Source organism: Flagellimonas aequoris (assembly GCF_003584165.1).
Lineage (GTDB): Bacteria > Bacteroidota > Bacteroidia > Flavobacteriales > Flavobacteriaceae > Flagellimonas > Flagellimonas aequoris.
Genome location: NZ_QXFJ01000030.1, coordinates 146,688 through 168,335, shown reverse-complemented (window position 1 = coordinate 168,335; position 21,648 = coordinate 146,688). Strand labels below are relative to the sequence as shown.

The window sequence follows — 21,648 nt, the reverse complement described above, 5'->3', positions numbered from 1 at the left end:
AAACAAAACCTTACTAACATGAAAAAGTTTTCCGTGCTTTTGGTTGCTCTTATGAGCGTCCCGATGCTTTATTCCCAAACCGATCTTCGCATTTATGACATCATCAATAACGTTTCCGCGGAACGGATTGAAAAGGATGTGACCAAGTTGGTGAATTTCGGTACCAGACATACTTTGAGCGACACCATTTCACAAACCCGTGGTATAGGTGCGGCCCGCCGATGGATCAAATCGGAGTTTGAAAAAATCTCTTCGGAGTGTAGTGACTGCTTGGATGTGTTCTATCAAAAAAACCTAGTGCCAAAAGGAGATAATGCCCGGATCGTGCATGATGTTTGGGTGGTAAATGTGGTTGCAATGCAAAAAGGCACCAAGTACCCCAACCGTTACATCATCATGAGTGGCGATATCGATTCACGGGTCAGCGATCCCGCTAATTTTACTTCCGATTCTCCCGGTGCAAACGACAATGCCAGTGGCATGGCCGGGACCATTGAAGCTGCCAGGGTGCTTTCCAAATATAAATTTGAAAGTAGCATTATTTACGTTGGACTTTCCGGTGAAGAGCAAGGACTTTATGGCGGAAAAGGATTGGCCGAATATGCCAAGGAACAAGGATGGGACATTGTGGGCATCCTCAACAATGACATGATCGGGAACATCACAGGAGTAGATGGCGTGGTGAGTAACCGCGATTTCCGCATTTTTTCAGAACCTGTACCCCCAACCGAAACTGAACAACAACGTAATGCCCGTCGCTTTTACGGTGGTGAAGTGGATGGCATTTCTCGTCAATTGGCACGATACGTTTACACAACGACCAAAACCTATATGCCCGAGATGAATCCTATGATGATCTACCGATTGGACCGTTTTGGCCGAGGAGGTCACCATAGACCTTTTAATGATGCAGGATTTGCGGGAATCCGAATTATGGAAGCCCATGAAAATTACACGCAACAACATCAGGATATCCGTGTGGAAGATGGCATTGCATATGGCGACAAGTTGGAGCACGTGAACTTTGGATATGCCAAAAAACTGACCGCGGTCAACGCTATCAATTTGGCATCCATTGCTTGGGCTCCCCCTGCCCCCACCACTGTGGAAATAGGAGGTATTGTGGAACCCAATGCTAAACTCCGATGGAGCAAAGTAGAGGGTGCCGTTGGTTATAAAATTTATTGGAGGGACACCACTTCCCCGACTTGGGACAATGCCCGATATGTGGGTGATGTGACCGAATTTGTTTTGGAAGGCATTGTGCTGGACAACTTTTTCTTCGGGGTAGCTGCAGTTGGAAAGGACGGACACGAAAGCCCCGTGGTTTTCCCAAATAAAGTATTTAGATAGAACATGGCCTTGAAGAAACATTTTATTGCCTTTGTCACCATTTTACTGGTTTTGGGAACAACTTATGCCCAAAACTTTACCCGGCAGGATACCCTTAGGGGTAGTATTACCCCGGAAAGGGCATGGTGGGACTTGAACTATTACGATTTGAACGTGAAGGTAGACCCTAGTCAAAAATTCCTTTCGGGCTATAATGTGGTTCGGTATAAGGTTTTGAAACCTTCCAATGTGCTTCAGATAGATCTTCAGGAGCCGATGAAAATCTCTGCCATCACCCAAGATGGCAAAAAATTGAAGTTTACCTCAGAAGGAAATGTGCATTTCATCAAACTGAAGAAAAAGCAAGTTCCCGGTGATTTCAATGAAATCACAATTGAATATTCCGGCAATCCAAGGAAAGCCGTTCGGGCTCCATGGGATGGTGGCTTTTCATGGAAAGAGGACGCCGAAGGCCAACCTTTCGTGGCCACATCATGTCAAGGGCTAGGTGCCAGCGTGTGGTGGCCCAACAAGGACCATATGTATGATGAAGTGGACAGTATGCGCATCAGTGTTACCGTTCCCAAAGACCTGATGGATGTGTCCAATGGTCGTTTGGAACGTGTGGAAGAAAATGGGGATTACAAGACCTATCATTGGTTTGTGGACAACCCCATCAACAACTATGGAGTGAATGTGAACATTGCCCATTATGCCCATTTCCATGAAGTCTACCAAGGAGAAAAGGGTCCTTTGGATATGGATTTTTATGTGCTTCCAGATAATTTGGAAAAAGCCAAGGTGCAGTTCACACAAGCCGATATGATGCTGCGGGCGTTTGAACATTGGTTCGGCCCCTATCCTTTTTATGAAGACGGTTTTAAACTGGTAGAAGTGCCCTATCTGGGTATGGAACACCAAAGCTCCGTTACCTATGGCAACAAATATGAAAACGGATATTTGGGTCGCGACCTCTCTGGAACAGGATGGGGGTTGTTGTTCGATTTCATCATCATCCACGAATCGGGACATGAGTGGTTTGCCAACAACATCACGTACAAAGACATTGCCGATATGTGGGTACACGAAGGGTTTACGGCCTATTCCGAAAACCTCTACCTGGACTACCATTTTGGCACCAAGGCCTCCGCAGAATATGTGATCGGTACCCGGGCAAATATCCGCAACGATAAACCCATCATTGGGCCTTATGATGTGAACACCGAAGGTTCCGGAGACATGTACTACAAAGGGGCCAATATCTTGCACACCCTACGTCAGTTGGTTGAGGATGATACCCTTTGGAGACAGATGCTTCGTGGACTCAATGCCGATTTTTACCATCAAACCGTTACTTCTGCCCAGATTGAAAATTACCTGAGTGAAAAAAGTGGTAAGGACCTTTCGGCATTTTTCAACCAATACTTGCGCACCACCATGGTTCCCAAGTTGGAATACAAAATGAAAGGCAATGAAATGACCTATCGATATACCAACATCGTGGAAGATTTTGATATGCCCATTCGCATTTATGTGGAGGGTAAGGAACATTGGATCTTTCCCAATTCGGAATGGAAAACGGAAAAATTGGAAGGTTCAGAATTGGTCATCGATAAGAACTTTTACATAGACACCGAAAAACGTTGATTTGGACGAACTGACCGAGCATTACTTTTCTTCCGATGCCGAATGGCGTGAATGGTTGCATGAAAACCATCGCACCGCAGATGGAATCTACCTTATCTTTTTTGCTGTGGATCATCATATGGACAGTATGCGATGGGAAGAAGCGGTAAGGGTAGCCTTATGCTATGGTTGGATCGATAGCACTGTAAAAAGTCTGGGTGATGGTAAACGGCGGCAATATTTCTGCCCCAGAAAGCCCAAAAGCACTTGGAGTAAGGTCAATAAAGACCACATAGAGGAATTGATGGCAGCAGAACTCATGCACCAAAGTGGTCTGGATGCCATTCAATTGGCGAAGGAAAATGGGTCGTGGACGGTGCTGGACGATGTGGAAAATGGTGTGGTACCCGATGACCTCCAAAAAGCATTCAAAAAGAACAAGAAAGCCTATCAGAACTTTCAAGGGTTTACCCGCGGACAACGAAAAAGTTACCTGTATTGGTTGAACCAAGCCAAACGGGAAGATACCCGGCAAAAAAGAATCGAGGAAATCATTTCCCTATCGGAGCAAAACATTAAATCCAGAAATACGTGGTAATGAAAGAAAATATAAAAATTTGGCTATCCTGTTCGGTATTGATCCTATTGGCCTCATGTCAGACCAAATCAGCAAAACACCATGCAGATATTGCCATAACCAATGCGAATGTCATTGACCTGGAAACCGGTAAAAGTAGCTTAAGGGATCTTTTTCTTTCCGAAGGAAAGATACAGGCCATATTGGAAGCTGGTGCCAAAAATGATTTTGCGGTCGATACCACCATCGATGCCACGGGAAAATATGTGTTGCCTGGTTTTTGGGACAACCACATCCATTTAAGGGGCGGCGATTCCTTGATTGCCAACAACAAGAATTTCCTGAAACTTTTCATTGCCAATGGCATCACCACGGTACGGGATGCCGGTGGGGACTTGACACATTCGGTCATGGGTTGGAAACAACAAATCGCTGACGAGAAATTGGTAGGTCCCACCATTTTTACGGCCGGACCTAAAATTGATGGTCCCAATTCCACTTGGGCAGGTTCCTTGGAAGTGGAAACCGACGAAGATATTGTTCACGCCCTGGATTCCTTGGAAAAACTAAAGGTCGATTTTGTAAAAATCTACGACAGCCGTATTTCTGGGGAAAATTATTTGAAATCCATCGAAGAGGCCAAAAAAAGAGGGTTCACCGTATCGGGCCACATGCCCTTTACCGTTACTTTGGATGAAACTGTTTCCGCTGGCATGGATGGCATTGAACACCTGTACTATATCATGAAAGGCTGCGCCAGCAATGAGGTAGAGGTTACGGAAAAATTAAAAAACGGTGAAATGGGCTTTTGGGGTGCCATGCCTGCTTTGATGAGTACTTATTCGGATAGTACGGCCCAAACGACTTTCAAAACCTTAATAGAAAATGACGTTTTCGTGGTGCCAACCCTTCATATTGGCAAGACTTTGAGCTATCTGGATGAAGTAGACCACAGTAACGACCTATACTTAAAGTACATGGGGAAAGGCATCATCAAAACCTACGAGGGTCGTATCCGTGGCGCCTTAAATGCTTCCGAAGAGGCTAGAAAAAGTAGAAAAGAACTGGATACCTTCTTTGGTCACTTGGCCAAATCCTTGAATACTGCTGGAGTACAACTTTTGGCCGGTTCCGATAGTGGGGCCTTCAACTCGTATACCTACCCAGGAATTTCATTGCATGGGGAACTGCAGACCATGGTTGAAAATGGTATTTCTCCTTTGGATGCACTTCGAACCTCAGCCTATAATGGAGCTAAATTTTTAGGGCAAACCGATGGATACGGGAGCATTTCAGAAGGAAAAGTATCCGATTTGGTGATTTTGGAAGGCAATCCATTGGATAATATCGAAAATACCCAAAACATATATTCCGTAATTAAAGGGACACAAGTGTTTTCCAAGGAGCAATTGAACAACCTTTTGGATGAAGCCGTAATGCCATAAAACAAGTACCATGATGAACAAATTTCTTTCAATCCGCACCTACCTCCTACTACTGCTATTTTGGATGACCACATCAATACAGGCACAGACCTTATTGGTCCCGGATCGGGTATTTGACGGGGAAGAAATGCATTCAGATTGGGTAGTGGCCGTAGTGGAAAACAAAATTGTGTATTCAGGGCCAGAAAACGGGTTAAAACGTGCCAATTCTTATACAAGGGTCAATTTGGATGGGACCACTTTAATGCCAGGAATCATTGAGGGCCATTCCCATTTGCTTTTGCATCCCTACAATGAAACCGAATGGAACGATCAGGTATTGAAGGAATCCCCAACCGAGAGGGCTGTTCGCGGGGTGGTCCATGCCAAAAATTCGTTGATGGCCGGCATTACCACCATGCGTGATCTCGGCTCCGAAGGTGCCGGATATACCGACGTCTATCTAAAGAAAACCATAGATGACGGCATCATTCCCGGTCCGCGATTGTTGGTTGCTGGACCCGCCATTGTGGCGACTGGGGCCTATGGGCCAAAAGGGTTTCATGATGGGGTAACGGTACCTCTTGGGGCAGTTCCCGTGAGCGGAAGGGACGAAGCGATCAAGGAGGTCCGCACTCAAATGGGCAATGGCGCCAACCTTATTAAAATATATGCCGATTATCGCTGGGGAAAAGGAGAACCCTCCCAACCTACTTTTCTGCAAGAGGAAATCGATGCCATGGTGGCCACGGCAACCACAGCTGGTCGTTACGTAGTGGCCCATGCTGGGACAGCTGAAGGCATGCGACGTGCCATTAAGGGCGGCGTGGAAACCATTGAACATGGCGATGGCGGTACTTCGGAAATCTTTGCACTGATGAAAGAAAAAAATGTGGCGCTCTGCCCCACTTTGGCTGCCAGTGATGCCACGGAACAGTACAAAGGTTGGAAAAAAGGTACCGAACCTGATACGGACCGCATCATACAAAAGAAAAAATCCTTTAGACTGGCACTGGAATCCGGTGTGGAGATTGTCTTTGGAGGCGACGTAGGTGTCTTTCCACATGGCGAAAATTACAGGGAAATGGAACTTATGGTCGAGTACGGAATGAAGCCCATTAAGGTATTACAGGCGGCTACTTCCGTAAATGCAAGGGTTTTGCATTTGGAAGGATTAGGGACTCTTCAAAATGGCTTTTTGGCCGATATCATTGCCGTGGAAGGCGACCCCTCCCAAAATATAAAGCAAATGGAAAAAGTTCGGTTTGTTATGAAAGATGGGGTTATCTACAAAAATGAGTGATATTATCTCTTTCCTTGATTCCTTCAGACCTTTGTCTATCACCCCCTTAACATCTTTTTAAGAAATCCAGCGGGGCTTTTTGGTATCTTTAAGCGACTAATTAACTACTGAAAATGAAAAAGCCTCTCTTCCTGTTGGTGCTTATGGCATCAACATCACTTTTTTCCCAAGATAAAAAGGATGACTCCAAGTGGGATGTGACCAATCCCAAAGGGGATTTTAACTTCAAGGAACATCAATTTACCACAGATGAGGGTACTTGGATGAACCTAGATGTAAGTCCGGATGGAAAGACCGTTGTGTTTGACCTATTGGGTGATATTTATTCCATGCCTATAACCGGAGGTAAGGCTAAGGTTCTGCGAACAGGAATCCCATTTGAAGTACAACCCCATTTCAGTCCAGATGGTAAAAAAATTGCCTTTACCAGTGATGCAGGTGGTGGAGACAACATTTGGGTGATGGATGCCGATGGTTCCAACGCCAAGCAGGTGACCGAGGAGAATTTCAGGTTGTTGAACAATTCCTATTGGTTGCCCGATGGCAATTATTTGGTAGCCAGGAAGCATTTTACATCACAACGCTCCTTGGGTGCCGGTGAAATTTGGCAGTACCATATCACTGGAGGTTCGGGCATACAATTGACCAAGCGTAAAAATGACCAACAAGATGTGAACGAACCCGTAATTTCCCCGGACGGCAAATATTTGTATTACAGTGAAGATGTGTATCCAGGAGGCTATTTTCAGTACAACAAAGACCCCAACTCACAGATTTATGTCATCAAAAGATATGATTTTGAAACAGGCGAGACCACTACAGTCACCGGAGGACCAGGTGGTGCCGCCAGACCTCAAATATCGCATGATGGCAAAACATTGGCCTTTATAAAACGTGTCCGTACCAAAACGGTGCTCTTCCTGCACGACCTTGAAACGGGTGAAGAGTGGCCCATTTTTGACGACCTAAACAAAGACCAACAAGAGGCTTGGGCCATTTTTGGAGTGTATCCCAACTTTAGTTGGATGCCCAATGACAAGGAAATCGTTTTTTGGAACAAGGGAAAAATTTTCAAAATCGATATTAACTCATTGGCGGTGACGAATATCCCCTTTACTGTTGATGCCAAAATTCAAATTGCAGAAACCCTTCATGTGGATTCCCCTGCGGCTCCTGACCAATTTACGGCCAAGGTGATTCGGCATGCAGTTACCTCTCCCGACCAAAAAACTTTGGTGTTTAATGCGTTGGGACATCTATGGACCAAAAAATTGCCCAATGGCAAACCTACCCGTTTGACCAAAGGAGAAGATTTTGAGTTTGAACCTGCTTTTTCACCTGATGGGAAAACCATCGCTTTTGTTACCTGGAACGATGAAAACTTGGGTGCTATCTATAAAATTCCAGTTTCTGGGGGAACGATGACCAAACTGACCGCCGAAAAAGGCATTTACAGGACCCCTTCCTTTAGTCCGGACGGAAAGATGATCGCCTATCAAAAAGAATCGGGCAACAACGACCAGGGCAGGATTTTTACCAATAAATCGGGAATCTACACTATGAATGCCGATGGCACTAATGTAAAATGGGTTTTGGACAATGGGGAATATCCTGTTTTCACCAAAGATGGCAAACGCATTTTTTACCAAACGGGGGGTACTTACTTTGGGAACCTGACCAAATCGCTCAAATCCATCAACTTGAACGGGAAAGACGAAAGAACCCATATCAAATCCAAATATGCCAACCGACTGGTGCCCAGTCCAGATAACAACTGGATTGCATTCACCATTTTGCACAAGGCCTATATTGCGCCCTTGGTGCTCAACGGACAAGAAGTGGACCTCGACAACAATTCCAAAGCGGTTCCTGTATCACAAATTTCTAAGGACGCGGGTATCAACCTGCATTGGTCCAGCGATAGCCAAAAGATTTTTTGGACTTTGGGGGACGAGTATTTCGAGAATGACATTAAAAATCGGTTTACCTTTTTGCCTGGTTCTCCAGACAAAGTGGCCAAGATGGACAGTGTCGGCATCAAGGTGGGGTTGGTATCCAAAACCTACAAACCTTCGGGAAGGATTGCCTTCACCAATGCCCGAATCATTACCATGGAAGGTGACGAGGTCATCGAGAACGGTACCATTGTCGTCAATGAAAACCGTATTGAATATCTGGGTAAATCCAATGAAATCAATGTACCCTCCAATGCAAAAGTGTACGATGTTTCAGGAAAGACCATCATGCCCGGGATTGTGGATGCACATGCCCACGTGGGAGGCTTCCGATATGGGTTGACCACTCAAAAACATTGGCAACTCTATGCAAATTTGGCCTTTGGGGTCACTACTTCGCATGATCCATCAGCAAATACCGAATCCATTTTCGCCATGTCCGAACTCATCAAGAATGGCGATATGGTAGGTCCTAGATTGTATTCCACAGGCATTATCCTTTATGGGGCCGATGGGGATTTTAAGGCTGTGATCAATAATTTGGACGATGCCCGTTCGGCCATCCGAAGAACCAAGGCCTTTGGTGCCCATTCCGTAAAAAGCTACAATCAACCCCGAAGGGAGCAACGGCAACAGATCATACAAGCAGCAAGGGAATTGGGTATAAACGTGGTGCCCGAAGGCGGTTCCACTTTCTATACCAACATGTCCATGATCATGGACGGGCACACAGGAGTGGAACACAACATTCCCGTGGCTCCTGTCTATAAAGATGTGACCGAGCTTTGGAAAACCAGTAATTCGGGCTATACCCCTACCCTTATTGTCAACTACGGAGGCCCGAGTGGGGAATACTACTTCTACCAAAAAGACAATGTTTGGGAAAATGAAAAACTACTAAAATATACACCAAGGGAAATCATCGATTCCCGGTCAAGGTTCCGTACCATGCTACCGGATGAGGAGTATAAAAATGGCCACATCCTTGTTTCCAAAACCGTTACCGACCTTGCCCATGAAGGCGTAAAAGTGAATTTGGGAGCCCATGGACAGTTGCAGGGACTTGGCGCGCATTGGGAACTTTGGATGTTGCAACAAGGAGGTATAACGAACATGGAGGCATTACAGGCCGCCACCATCAACGGGGCAAAATACATCGGTGCCGGGAATGATATCGGCTCCTTGAAGGTGGGCAAACAGGCAGACCTCATTGTATTGGATAAAAATCCATTGGAAGATATCAGAAACTCGGAATCTGTGAAATATACCATGGTCAACGGTAGGCTATTCGACACGGAAACCATGGACGAAATAGGGAACACTGAAACGAAAAGGACCAAATTCTGGTGGGAAAACAATAAATACAACGCAGCTTTTCCATGGCATGAAGAAGCCCACAGCTTTACGACACCCGGCTGTGGGTGCCAAATTGGACATAACTAAACTCAAAATAAGAACTAACTAACTCAATCTAAACTGATGAAAAAAACACTATTTCTATTCGTTCTCTTTATCGTAGGAAGTATGTCTGCCCAAGAATTTACGGTAGACCTTCTTCAAGACATGAAACCTAGGAACATTGGCCCTGGAGGCATGAGCGGACGGGTCACCACTATTGATGTGGTACGTGCCAACCCGGATATCATGTTTGTTGGTACCGCATCGGGAGGATTATGGAAATCTACTTCTGGCGGAATCAAATGGGAGCCTGTTTTTGACCATGAAGTTACGGCATCCATTGGTGCAGTAGCCATCCAACAATCCAATCCATCTGTAATTTGGGTCGGAACCGGAGAGGGAAATCCTAGAAACAGTCTTAATGGTGGTTACGGCATCTATAAGTCTTTGGATGGCGGAAAAACCTGGAAATCCATGGGATTGGAAAAAACACGTCATATCCACCGTGTTATTATTGACCCGACCAACCCTGACGTGGTTTATGTAGGGGCTATAGGATCTCCATGGGGTGAGCATCCAGAGCGTGGTGTTTTCAAGACTACCGATGGTGGAAAGACCTGGGAAAAAATACTGTTCATCAACAATAGGACCGGTGTAGCAGATTTGGTCATGGACCCTACCAATCCCAATAAGTTGATTGCCGCCATGTGGGAACACAAACGGGAACCCTGGTTTTTTAAATCGGGAGGTGAAGGTAGCGGACTCCACATTACCCATGATGGTGGCGCCACTTGGACAAAAGTAACCGCGGATGATGGCTTACCCAAAGGTGAATTGGGAAGGATCGGTGTTGCCATTGCCCGCAACAAGCCCAATATCATCTACGCTTTGGTCGAATCCAAGAAAAATGCACTATACAAATCCACCGATGGGGGTTATAAATGGACCAAAATCAATGACAAGGAAGAGATCGGGAATCGGCCTTTTTACTATTCTGAAATATATGTAGACCCACAAAATGAAAACAGGCTCTATTCGGTTTTTACCTTCATCAACGTTTCAGAAGATGGAGGGAAGAGTTTTACCCAATTAATGCCCTCTTATGGTGTGGATAATGGCATACATCCCGATCATCATGCTTGGTGGATACATCCAGAAAACGGACAGTTCATGATGGATGGGAACGATGGAGGCCTCAACATCACCAAAAACGGTGGCCAATCTTGGCGCTTCATAGGCAATTTGCCCGTAGCCCAGTTCTATCACATCAATATGGACAATGAATACCCGTACAACGTATATGGCGGGATGCAGGACAATGGATCGTGGCGGGGACCGGCATATGTTTGGAAAGCCCAAGGAATCCGTAATAGTTATTGGCAGGAAATTGCTTTTGGGGATGGCTTTGATGTGGTTCCCGACAAGGATGACAGTCGATATGGCTATGCCATGAGCCAGCAAGGTTATGTGAGTCGTTACGATTGGATCACAGGTAATGGTTATATTGTCAGACCTACCCCTCCAGACCCGGATACCATGTTGCGCTTCAATTGGAATGCGGCCATTGGTCAAGATCCTTTTGATAACAGTACGGTTTACTTCGGAAGCCAGTTTGTGCACAAATCAACCGATAAAGGACTCACCTGGGAAGTGATTTCCCCAGATTTGACCACCAATGACAAGGAAAAACAAAAACAGGGAGAAAGTGGTGGTCTTACGATGGATGCCACAGGCGCTGAAAATCATTGTACTGTTATCGTAATAGAACCTTCCCCAGTTGAAAAGAACATGCTTTGGGTCGGAACCGATGACGGAAGGGTACATTTTACCCAAAACGGGGGCCAGACATGGGTCGATGTGACCAAGAATATCAAAGGCCTCCCCACAGGAAGCTGGATTCCACAGATAAAGGCATCCCACAATAACAAAGGTGAGGCATTGTTGGTGGCCAACGACTACCGGAGGTTCAACTACGCTCCCTATGTGTACAGAACCAAGGATTATGGAAAAACCTGGACACGCATTGTGGATGAAAATGATGTAAAAAGCTACGCACTTTCCATTCTGGAAGATCCTGAAAACCCTAATCTTGTATTCTTGGGAACAGATGATGGTCTCCACGTTTCCCTGGATGCCGGGAATACATGGCAAAAATGGAACAAAGATTTCCCGACGGTTTCCACCAAGGATTTGGCCATTCATCCAAGGGAACAGGACCTGGTCATAGGAACGTTCGGGAGAGCTGCTTGGGTATTGGATGATATTCGTCCGCTCAGGGCGTTGGCCGGGAACACGTCAGTGCTTCAAAAAGAGATCAGTCTGTTCAAAAGCCCGGATGCCTATCTGGCAGCCTATCAACAACCTACAGGAGGGCGTTTTGGTGCCGATGCCATGTATAATGGGGAGAACCGAAAACCAGGTGCCATGATCACCTACTATCTCAAGGAAGGAAGCAAAAAGGACAAAGAAGAGAAAAAAGAAGAAAAAGAGGAAGATAAGGTCGATGACAAATCCAAAGAGAAAACAAAGGACTCCATTTTCTTTGAATTCTATGATGGGGATAGATTGATCAGAACATTGAAATATAAGACTCCAGAAAAAGCAGGTTTCCACAGAATTTATTGGAACTTGGACGAAAAGGGTCCCGATAGACCTTCCAGAACTATTAGAAAAAGGGACCGGGAATCTGGTGGAATCGATGTAAAACCGGGCACTTACAAAGTAAAAGTGTTGTATGGCAACATATCCGATTCAACAACGGTAACCGTTAAAACAGATCCACGACTAGACGTATCCCTAGCTTCCATCAACGAGGTTTACGCCGCAGGCAAGCAATTGGAGGCCTATACCCAAACCGCAGCAGATGCTGTAAAACAGTTGGTGGAAAGCAAGGATTTGGCCAACAAATTCCAAAAGGAACTCAAAGATTTGGACAAGGATAAGTTCAAGGAGCAGATCAAGGCATCAGATGACATCGTAAAGCAGATTGATTCCGTCATTGCTTTGTATCTTGGCAAGGACGATAAGCGACAAGGCATTATAAGAGATCCTGAACCAACGGTCATGATGCGATTGGGCAATGCTTCTTATTATGTTAGTTCGAGAAAATCAGGAATCACGGCAACCGAAAAAAGAATGATCCAGTTTGCCGAGCAAGACCTAAAAGCAGCATTGGATAAGACCAATACGTTTTTTAATGAAAAATGGAAACCATACCGGACTTCCATTGAATCATTGGACCTTTCCCCTTTTAAGGAAACAGAAACTTTCAATCTTAACTAGAACACCATGAAACGAATTTTAGTTATAGCCGTGATCATCTCGGTCTGGGCCTGTAAAAAAGAAGAAAAGACACCTTCCATTGCCGAAACCATGAAAACCTATACCATCGCCCAAATGATGGATAACGAGGCCATTGGAGGAGGTAGCTTTTCTCCTGATAAATCCAAACTGTTGATTTCGAGCAATCGTTCTGGGATTTACAACATGTATACCATCCCTTCTACAGGTGGGGAAATGGTTCCCGTTACCCAATCCGATAGCTCCTCGGTATTTTCCATTTCCTACTTTCCAAAGGATGAGCGCATGCTCTTTAGAATGGACAACAATGGGGACGAGATCTATCACATTTTTGTGATGGAAACCGACGGGACCCACAAAGATCTTACCCCCGAGGAAGGGGCTCGGTCACTTTTCTATCAATGGTCCCAAGATAGGGCCTCATTCTTTTATGGTTCCAACAAAAGGGACAAACGGTTCATGGATCTTTACGAAATGGACCTAGGAACCATGGAACCCAAAATGGTCTATCAAAACGATGATGGGTATGATATCAACGTGATTTCTCCCGATAAAAAATATGTGGGTCTCAGCAAATCCATCAATACCAATGACAGTGACCTGTTTCTTTACAACATGGAAACCAAGGAATTGACCAAGGTCAATGAAAACCAAAGTGGTAACAGTGGTCAGGACTTTTCACACGATGGCACGGCCTTTTATTATACTACCGACGATGGCAGTGAATTTGCCTATTTGATGAAGTACAACCTTGAGGATGGATCGCGTGCAAAAGCCATGGCAAGGGATTGGGACATTGCGGGAAGTTATTTTACCCACAATGGAACTTACCAGGTTACCTATATAAACGAAGATGCCAAGAACACGATCGAGGTTATGGAAGTGGCCACGGGCAAAAATGTTGACCTCCCCACTGTGGAAAACATGGAGATAACGAGCGTTAGCTTTTCCGATGATGAAACCATGATGCGATTTTATGCAGGGGGATCGTTTACGCCTTCCAACTTATATGTGTACAATTTGGAAACCAAAGAACAAAAACAACTTACCAATGTGCTCAATCCGGAAATTCAAGCGCAAGATCTTGTAAAAGCCGAAGTGGTCCGTTTCAAGTCGTTTGACGGGTTGGAAATTCCTGCCATCTATTATAAACCCCATCAGGCTTCCGAAGAGAATCCTGTACCGGCACTGGTATGGGTGCATGGCGGTCCGGGAGGGCAATCACGACAAAATTTTAGTGCCTTCATCCAATATTTGGTGAACCATGGCTATGCCGTTTTGGCCGTGAACAACCGAGGCAGTAGTGGATATGGCAAAACGTTCTATCAAATGGACGACCTTAACCATGGCGATAAAGACCTTAAGGATTGTGTAGAAGGCAAAAACTGGTTGGCCCAACAATCCGGTATCGACGGTGAAAAAATTGGGATCATTGGTGGTTCCTATGGTGGGTACATGACCATGGCGGCCCTCACCTATGCACCCGAAGAGTTTGATGTAGGCGTGAATCTATTCGGGGTCACCAACTGGATCAGGACCTTGAAGAGCATTCCACCATGGTGGGAATCTTTTAAGGATGCCCTGTACAAGGAATTGGGAGATCCCTATAGTGCCGATTCCGTGAGGTTGAAGCAGATTTCGCCTTTGTTCCATACCGATAAGGTGACCAAACCTTTGATCGTGCTACAAGGATCACAGGATCCCAGGGTACTCCAAGCCGAGTCAGATGAAATTGTGGCCGGAGTACGCAAAAATGGCGTTCCTGTGGAGTATGTTCTTTTTGAGGATGAAGGGCATGGGTTCGTAAAAAAAGAAAACCAAATCACCGCTTACAGTAAAATATTGGAATTTTTGGATGTGTACCTCAAAGGTGAAGGAGAGGAAGGTACCCCAATTAAAGACGGAAATTTATGATCAAAAAAATAATGGGACTTGTGTTCTTGTTCGGTTGCTTGGTAGTAAAAGCCCAGCAACCGGGCGAGGACAAACTTGGGGCATGGTACATGTATTTTGGAACGAACAAGGTTTCGGAACGATTCAGTATCCATACCGAGGCCCAGTTCCGGTTTTATGAAACCACCAGTAACTTTAACCAATTATTGTTGCGGACTGGATTGAACTATCATATCAATTCGGATGCAATAGCCACCCTAGGATATGGATACATCAGTACCGATAATACATTTTATGAATTTCCAGATGAAGTAGATAGCAAGGAGCACCGCGTCTTTGAACAGTTTATTCTAAAAAATAAGGTGTGGGAATTCCTTTTTGAACACCGTTACCGATTGGAGCAGCGTTTTTTGGATTTTGGAGATACCACGGACACCCAACACAGGGCCCGTTATCGCCTTCAGATGACATTACCTCTGACCGACACCTTCTATCTCAACTTTTATGATGAACTCTTCATCAACCTACAGGACGATCTTTTTGGCCAAAACAGGTTATATGCCGCGGTAGGGGTCAACATTACGGAGAACAGCAGCCTTCAGGTCGGGTATATGCGCAACCAGTTTGCCCATGCTGTCTACGACCGATTCCAAGTCGCGGTTTTCTATAATCCCGATTTAAGCGGATTGTTCAAAAAGAAGTAAAAGGATGGGTTACAATCGTAAGTATCGGATATCAAAATAATCAAGCTCCAGTTCAATCACGTCATTGTAAATTTCACGTAAGGATTTTACATAATCTTTCTGGTTTATGTGCCCCTTCATCCTAGTAGCCTTCAAACGGCGATAGCCCTTGCAAAAAACCCTCCTTTTTTCGCAATAGATAAAAAATTTGATATAGTCCAGTACCCGATAACCCAAACTTTTCCTTTTGATTTTTGTGATGGAGATCATACTTACTTTTATAACGGTGCTAACAAAAAAATCGTATTGTCTTAAATAAAAGTCAAAAAATGGGATTTACGGGCCAAATAATTGGCAACCCCCTAAATATTGGGTATTTTAAGGAGAACCCTAAAAACTCTTACAATGAAAAAATTTCAAATACTTGTACTTGGGCTGGTATTGATAACGGCCTTTAGCTGCAAACAGATAAAAAAGGATGCCGAAAAAGCATCGGAGGAAATAGAGGAAACTGTTGATCAAACAGTAGAAAAAATGGAGCCCAAAGTGCTTACCCTTAAAATGGAGCCCAAAAGCGATAGTAACGTAATGGGCGAGGTCACTTTTACGGAGGATAATGGCGTGGTAATCATGAAAGCCACTTTTACAGGACTTTCGGAAGGCGAGCATGCCATACACCTCCATGAAAAAGCGGATTGTTCCGCAGCAGATGGTACATCCACAGGGGGCCACTGGAACCCTACTTTCCAACCCCATGGAAAATGGGGGGCCAAAGAAGGTTACCACAAAGGTGACATTGGTAACTTTTATGCGGACGCCCAAGGTAATGCCACGGTCGATTTTAAAACCGACGAATGGTGCATTGGTTGTGAGGACGATACCAAAAATATTTTGGGCAAAGCTGTGATCGTGCACCAAGGTGTAGACGATTATACCTCCCAACCCAGTGGAGCGGCCGGGACCAGAATTGCCTGTACCGGAATTATCCGCTAACAAAGTTTACAAAGAGCTGTCCATTGGGCAGCTTTTTTATTGACAACCCTCCAAATATTGACTACCTTGGACCTAAATCTAAAATTATTTATGATGAAAAAATTACAAGCAGTTGCACTGGGGTTGATTTTGGTGACAGCCTTTAGCTGCAAACAAGCTAAGAAGGAAGAAAACAAAGCTGAAGAAGCCATGGCAACTTACAGCATTGTACAAGATTCGACAGATGTTCGTTTCACTGCCTACAAGACCACTGACAAAAAACCGGTGGGTGGCACATTTACCGAAGTAGACCTGACCTATACCGCCGGAGAAACCCCTATGGAAACTTTGGACGGTATGGAATTCAGTATTCCCGTGAGCAGTCTTTTTACCAACGATACCACCAATACCCGCGATCCCAAGATCATTCACTTTTTCTTTGATAAGATGATGGAAACCCAATCCATCAAAGGGACCTTTGCTTTTGATGCGAACCAAAAATGTTCGGTTAAATTGACCATGAACGGAGTGACCACGGATCTTCCTATGGACTATGAGATTACGGATGATAACCATGTGAATTTTTCCGGGACCATGGACCTTAAAAACTGGAACGCATTGGATGCCCTAGCCTCTTTGAACAAAGCCTGCGAGGTTTTACACACAGGACCTGATGGCGTGAGCAAGACTTGGGAAGATGTTGCCATTAAAGCATCCGTGCTATTGAAGAAAATGTAACCTAAACCGTCTCCGACATTAGGAAAAACATAAAACAACAAAAGGCTGCATTGATGCAGCCTTTTTTATATCTTACCTATATCAACCTGAAGCATATGGAAAAAATCAAGGAATATCCGAACGGCGAGATTTCCGTGGTGTGGAAACCGGAACTGTGCCAACATGCCGGCATCTGTGTGAAAATGTTGCCCAAAGTTTATAACCCGAAGGCAAGACCATGGATAACGGTGGAAAATGCATCTACCCCAAAATTGAAGGAACAAGTTTCAAAATGTCCATCCGGGGCACTGACCTATTACGAATTAAAATCATGAGCAACGACAACAAACATGTTTTGGTTGACAATGCCAAAGCCAAACAGTTTCAATTTGAACTGGAAAAAGGCATTGCAAAAATTGAGTACATCAAGGCCAAGGAGAAAATATACCTCACCCATACCGAAGTCCCCGAAGTATACGAAGGCAAAGGCATTGGGTCGGAACTCATTCGACAAACCCTGGAACACATCAAGAAAGAGGGATGGACCCTTGTACCCCTGTGTCCTTTTGTGGCGATGTACATAAAACGTCATCCCGAATGGAAAGAATTAGTCCTGAAGGGGATCAACATTGCATAACCTTTCCTTTTTTATATCTTTAGCCAACAGGCTATGGAATTGGACAACCTCATACAGCAATTTCAACAAAAGGACAAAGCAGCCTTCGCAACGCTGTATGATATGTATGCCAAAAACATCTGTGGGGTCATCAATGTGATATTGAATGATCCTGAAAGGGCCCAAGAACTTTGCCATGATGTCTTTATCAAAATTTGGGAGAAATCAGACCAATACGATGCGTCCAAAGGGCGATTTTTTACTTGGATCCTCAATATTGCAAGGAACACGGCCATCGATGAACTGCGATCCAAAACCCATAAAAATCAAAAGAAAAACCTCCCTGTGGATTCTCTCGTAGGTATCTATGAAAACAGTGAGGACTTGAACGACAAAATAGATACTATTGGTCTTCAATCCCTTTTGAAGGGGTTGAAGGACAAGTGCATCCTTTTGATAGATATGCTCTATTTTAAAGGATATACCCAAAAAGAAGCGGCCAAGGAACTAAAGACACCAATAGGCACCATAAAAACAAGGATTAGAAGCTGTATTTCCGAGATAAGGAAAAACATGGCATGAGCATGGAAGTTGAAAAATACATAGCATCCGGAATTTTGGAACTCTACGTTGCCGGAGCCCTAACACCCGAGCAAAATTTGGAGGTGCAGCACTATGCCCTTCAATATCCCGAAATACAAAAGGAAATTGAAGGGATTGAGGCGTCCATTCTGAAACTCACGGAATCTACATCCCCAAAAATGCAAGGGAACGGGTTCCGTAAAATCAGTGCCGAATTGGATGATATAATCCCCTTTACCCCACTTGAGTCCAGGCGAAAAACATCATGGGGCAATTATGTGGGCTGGGCCGCCTCTATTTTATTGGCAGTGGGCCTATTCTGGTTGTATTCTGAAAACCGTAATCTCCAATCGGAAGTGGAAATCTCCAACCAAGAAAAGCTAGACCTTGAAGAAACCTTATCGACCACCAAGGACGCCATTGCCCGAAAAGACTTTATTTTGGAACAACTTAGGAATCAAAATGTATCGGTGATCGCCCTGGGAGGACAGGCAGTATCACCTACTTCCTACGCAAAAGTTTACTGGAACAAGGAGCAGAACAGCGTCATTATAGATGCCCAAGGTTTACCTGAGCCTCCATCCGGTTATACCTACCAAGTATGGTCGCTTACATTGGATCCCCTCACCCCTACCAGTATTGGCCTTTTGGATAATCTTTCAGATGAAGGTGATAAATTGTTTGCACTGGAAAACTCCAATGCTTCCGAAGCATTCGGAATTACCTTGGAGCCTGAAGGTGGTAGTGAATCACCAACATTAGAGCAGCTCTACGCCCTCGGGACCGTTGGACGGTAATAAAAAAGAAAGCAGCCTGGGGAACCAAACTGCTTTCGGCATTCAAAATTGACCTAAAAAACAACTTAGAGTTTTAGACCCACACCAAATCCGAATATCCATGGGTCAATGTCAACATCCGCATCAACTGTGGCACCAAGTGCCGTGGTAGCATCAACGGTAGCGGTAGTGTTCAGGAACAGCTTTTTCACATCAAAATTCAAGAACCATTTATCGTTCAACATAAAATCAAAACCACCTTGAAGGGCAAAGCCCACAGCAGTATCATACTTTACATCATCGGCAACCGGACCTTCATCGGCCCCATAAAAAAGCGTAAGGTTTACCCCTGCTCCCAAGTAAGGGACAAAATTGCCTCCAGTAAAATGGTATTGGCCTGTCAAGGTCGGTGGCAACAACCACACACTGCCCAAATCAATATCGCCCGCAGCAGTGCCTACAGCTTCTACATCATGTTTGGTGGTACCCAAAATCAACTCTGCGGACCAATTTTCATCAAAAAAGTAGGTGATATCAAATTCGGGAACAACAGCAGTGGATATGGACACATCCCCACCAATAGCTTCAATATCGGCACTTTCATCCGGAGTGACCACAATGCCCCTCAACCTGAATTGCCATTTACTAAAATCGTTGGTCGGTGTGTCTTGGGACATCATCAAATTTGAAAATCCCAATAGTGTTGCCACTGCTAAAAGTATTGTCTTTCTCATTGTAAAATATTTAAGATGAGACAAAACTACCGAGTGGAATATTCCAAGAATATGATGTTTATCATTGGTCAGTATGGGCAAATGACACGCCTCTTTTGTGAAGTCAGACCCATATCCTCAAAATGTCAAGAAAGTAGCTTTAAAACCACTTCTTTCTTTTAAAGATGATGATGGAGATGATGGTGACCACGAGCATAAGACCGAGAAGAATAAAATAACCATAAGGCCATTTCAATTCGGGGATGTTCTCAAAATTCATCCCATAGATGCCCGCCAAAAAGGTCAATGGAATAAAGATGACGGAAAAAATGGTCAAGGTCTTCATCACTTCGTTGAGGCGATGCCCCTGAACACTGAAAAAGAGGTTGATCTGGCTTTCCAGTTCCTGAATATCCGAATCGATATCATTGATCAATCCCCCAATCTGCTCCCGAAGTTCACTGAAATATTTGTTGTGAAAGCCCTTCACATTGACACGTTCCAACTTTATGACAATGTCCCTAAGACCATGGGAGGCCCTTTTAAACTCATTGATCATGGATTTCTTTTGCTCCACTTCGAACATGAACTCGGGCGTGGGCTCCTGCTTGATGATGGCATCCAAAGTGTTGTTCATCAAGACCAGTTCCTCATATTTCTCCTTATAGTTGGTTACCAAGGTTTCCAAAATAAAGAACAGCAAATAGTCTGCCTTCTTCTTCCTTATGATACCCTTGTTCTCGAAAATCCTATTACGGATCCAATCGAAATGATCACCCCATTTTTCTTGAATACACCAAATAAAATCTTTGGCCACCACAAAGAACATTTGCTCCGACTCCAAATTATGGTGCTCCGTTTTCACGATCCTGGCCGCCACAAAAAGTTGTTCCTCCAATTCGATGACCTTATTGCCCATCTTTTGGTTGAGAAGCAAGCGAAGTAGGAAGTCGTCAAGATTATTGCCATCCACCATCTTACGAAACTCGTCCATGTACTCCAGTCCATAGGTGTTCACCCAGGTGATGGAACCATCCCCTTTGGAGAGTTTGGTGTCTTCGGCAAGCGTAAATTTACGGTTGTAATAGCCATCCAAAGAGTAATTGATGACCCACGTATTTTTTTCAAATTCTGTTTCCATCATAGTATAAGTGAAACGGGTTATTTGTAGTTTAGACCATAAGTTAATCCAAATTTAGCAAGTATTGCCCATGATAGACCCTATGTCCTTTAAAACGGAGATTTTATTGACCGTAATCCTTTTGGCGGTAATCCTGACCCTCAACTCTTTGAGCAAAAGGGCCATCAGAAAGTTCGGTAAGACCAGTGCCATTGATATGAACAGTAGAAAAATCATTTTTTATCTCAGTAATCTATTGTTCTATATTTTGGCCTTTGTGGGCATTTCCTTGATTTGGGGTGTAAATCTAAAGGATTTTTCATTGTTCCTCTCATCGGTATTGGCCATTGTGGGTATCGGCTTTGTGGCCCAATGGTCCATTCTGTCCAACCTAACGGCCAGTGTGATCTTATTTTTCAGTCATCCGCTTCGCCTTGGCGACCGCATTAGGGTCATGGACAAGGATTTTGATTGGACCGGGAAAGTGGAGGATATTAGCGGTTTTTATCTTTTTATGCGGACGGATGATGGACGCCGTATTACCATCCCTACCAACTTGGTCATCCAAAAGGGCATAGAGATTTTGAAGCAGGAAGACGATTCTTCAGAAACGAACATGGAACAATGATAAGGAACGCCATGGTAAAAAACCATGGCGCCT

18 protein-coding genes are annotated in these 21,648 nt (G+C 44.5%); 16 read left to right on the top strand and 2 right to left on the bottom strand.

The window, feature by feature from the left end; genetic code table 11:
- Positions 1 to 18 precede the first annotated feature (18 nt).
- The 15 genes from D2U88_RS14145 to D2U88_RS14070 all read left to right on the top strand — a co-directional run bounded on the left by D2U88_RS14145 (position 19) and on the right by D2U88_RS14070 (position 19,175).
- Positions 19 to 1,353 (top strand): M28 family metallopeptidase, encoded by a 1,335-nt coding sequence (locus tag D2U88_RS14145; protein WP_119641198.1) that lies wholly within the window; start codon positions 19 to 21, stop codon positions 1,351 to 1,353.
- 9 nt (positions 1,354 to 1,362) lie between these two features.
- Positions 1,363 to 2,979 carry a M1 family metallopeptidase gene (locus D2U88_RS14140; RefSeq protein WP_235855795.1) on the top strand — a complete coding sequence of 539 codons (1,617 nt, stop codon included), beginning with the start codon at positions 1,363 to 1,365 and terminating at the stop codon, positions 2,977 to 2,979.
- A gap of 1 nt (position 2,980) precedes the next feature.
- Positions 2,981 to 3,556, top strand: a complete 576-nt coding sequence (locus tag D2U88_RS14135; RefSeq protein WP_119641196.1) for a YdeI/OmpD-associated family protein — start codon at positions 2,981 to 2,983, stop codon at positions 3,554 to 3,556.
- Positions 3,556 to 4,980: an amidohydrolase family protein gene (locus tag D2U88_RS14130; RefSeq protein WP_119641195.1), complete on the top strand. Its 1,425-nt coding sequence runs from the start codon at positions 3,556 to 3,558 to the stop codon at positions 4,978 to 4,980. The genes D2U88_RS14135 and D2U88_RS14130 overlap by 1 nt, the downstream gene beginning before the upstream one ends.
- A 10-nt stretch (positions 4,981 to 4,990) precedes the next feature.
- Positions 4,991 to 6,262, top strand: a complete 1,272-nt coding sequence (locus D2U88_RS14125) for a metal-dependent hydrolase family protein (protein ID WP_235855794.1) — start codon at positions 4,991 to 4,993, stop codon at positions 6,260 to 6,262.
- 113 nt (positions 6,263 to 6,375) lie between these two features.
- Positions 6,376 to 9,660 carry an amidohydrolase family protein gene (locus D2U88_RS14120; protein WP_119641194.1) on the top strand — a complete coding sequence of 1,095 codons (3,285 nt, stop codon included), beginning with the start codon at positions 6,376 to 6,378 and terminating at the stop codon, positions 9,658 to 9,660.
- Positions 9,661 to 9,696: 36 nt separating this feature from the next.
- Positions 9,697 to 12,897, top strand: a complete 3,201-nt coding sequence (locus D2U88_RS14115; protein WP_119641193.1) for a WD40/YVTN/BNR-like repeat-containing protein — start codon at positions 9,697 to 9,699, stop codon at positions 12,895 to 12,897.
- 6 nt (positions 12,898 to 12,903) lie between these two features.
- On the top strand, positions 12,904 to 14,829 hold the full coding sequence (locus D2U88_RS14110; protein ID WP_119641192.1) for a S9 family peptidase: 1,926 nt from the start codon (positions 12,904 to 12,906) through the stop codon (positions 14,827 to 14,829).
- On the top strand, positions 14,826 to 15,512 hold the full coding sequence (locus tag D2U88_RS14105) for a DUF2490 domain-containing protein (RefSeq protein ID WP_119641191.1): 687 nt from the start codon (positions 14,826 to 14,828) through the stop codon (positions 15,510 to 15,512). The genes D2U88_RS14110 and D2U88_RS14105 overlap by 4 nt, the downstream gene beginning before the upstream one ends.
- Before the next feature lie 384 nt (positions 15,513 to 15,896).
- Entirely contained in the window at positions 15,897 to 16,484 is a 588-nt protein-coding gene (locus D2U88_RS14095) for a superoxide dismutase family protein (RefSeq protein WP_119641189.1), read from the top strand.
- Positions 16,485 to 16,577: 93 nt separating this feature from the next.
- Positions 16,578 to 17,201 (top strand): YceI family protein, encoded by a 624-nt coding sequence (locus D2U88_RS14090; RefSeq protein WP_119641188.1) that lies wholly within the window; start codon positions 16,578 to 16,580, stop codon positions 17,199 to 17,201.
- Between the two features lie 53 nt (positions 17,202 to 17,254).
- Complete coding sequence (locus D2U88_RS14085) at positions 17,255 to 17,515, top strand: (4Fe-4S)-binding protein (protein ID WP_235855793.1); 261 nt, start codon at positions 17,255 to 17,257, stop codon at positions 17,513 to 17,515.
- A complete protein-coding gene (locus tag D2U88_RS14080) occupies positions 17,512 to 17,817 on the top strand; it encodes a GNAT family N-acetyltransferase (protein WP_119641187.1) in 306 nt (101 codons plus the stop codon). Before D2U88_RS14085 ends, D2U88_RS14080 begins: the two co-directional genes overlap by 4 nt.
- Before the next feature lie 33 nt (positions 17,818 to 17,850).
- A complete protein-coding gene (locus tag D2U88_RS14075) occupies positions 17,851 to 18,378 on the top strand; it encodes an RNA polymerase sigma factor (RefSeq protein ID WP_119641186.1) in 528 nt (175 codons plus the stop codon).
- On the top strand, positions 18,375 to 19,175 hold the full coding sequence (locus tag D2U88_RS14070; RefSeq protein WP_313782288.1) for an anti-sigma factor: 801 nt from the start codon (positions 18,375 to 18,377) through the stop codon (positions 19,173 to 19,175). Before D2U88_RS14075 ends, D2U88_RS14070 begins: the two co-directional genes overlap by 4 nt.
- Before the next feature lie 65 nt (positions 19,176 to 19,240).
- On the opposite strand, the gene D2U88_RS14065 is transcribed toward D2U88_RS14070, so the two are convergent.
- Together D2U88_RS14065 and D2U88_RS14060 are read right to left on the bottom strand one after the other, a co-directional pair.
- Positions 19,241 to 19,888, bottom strand: a complete 648-nt coding sequence (locus D2U88_RS14065) for an OmpW/AlkL family protein (protein ID WP_119641185.1) — start codon at positions 19,886 to 19,888, stop codon at positions 19,241 to 19,243.
- Between the two features lie 139 nt (positions 19,889 to 20,027).
- On the bottom strand, positions 20,028 to 21,008 hold the full coding sequence (locus D2U88_RS14060) for a CorA family divalent cation transporter (protein WP_119641823.1): 981 nt from the start codon (positions 21,006 to 21,008) through the stop codon (positions 20,028 to 20,030).
- A 70-nt stretch (positions 21,009 to 21,078) separates the two neighbouring features.
- Between D2U88_RS14060 and D2U88_RS14055 the strand changes: the two genes are divergently transcribed.
- On the top strand, positions 21,079 to 21,615 hold the full coding sequence (locus D2U88_RS14055) for a mechanosensitive ion channel family protein (RefSeq protein WP_119641184.1): 537 nt from the start codon (positions 21,079 to 21,081) through the stop codon (positions 21,613 to 21,615).
- Positions 21,616 to 21,648: the final 33 nt, after the last annotated feature.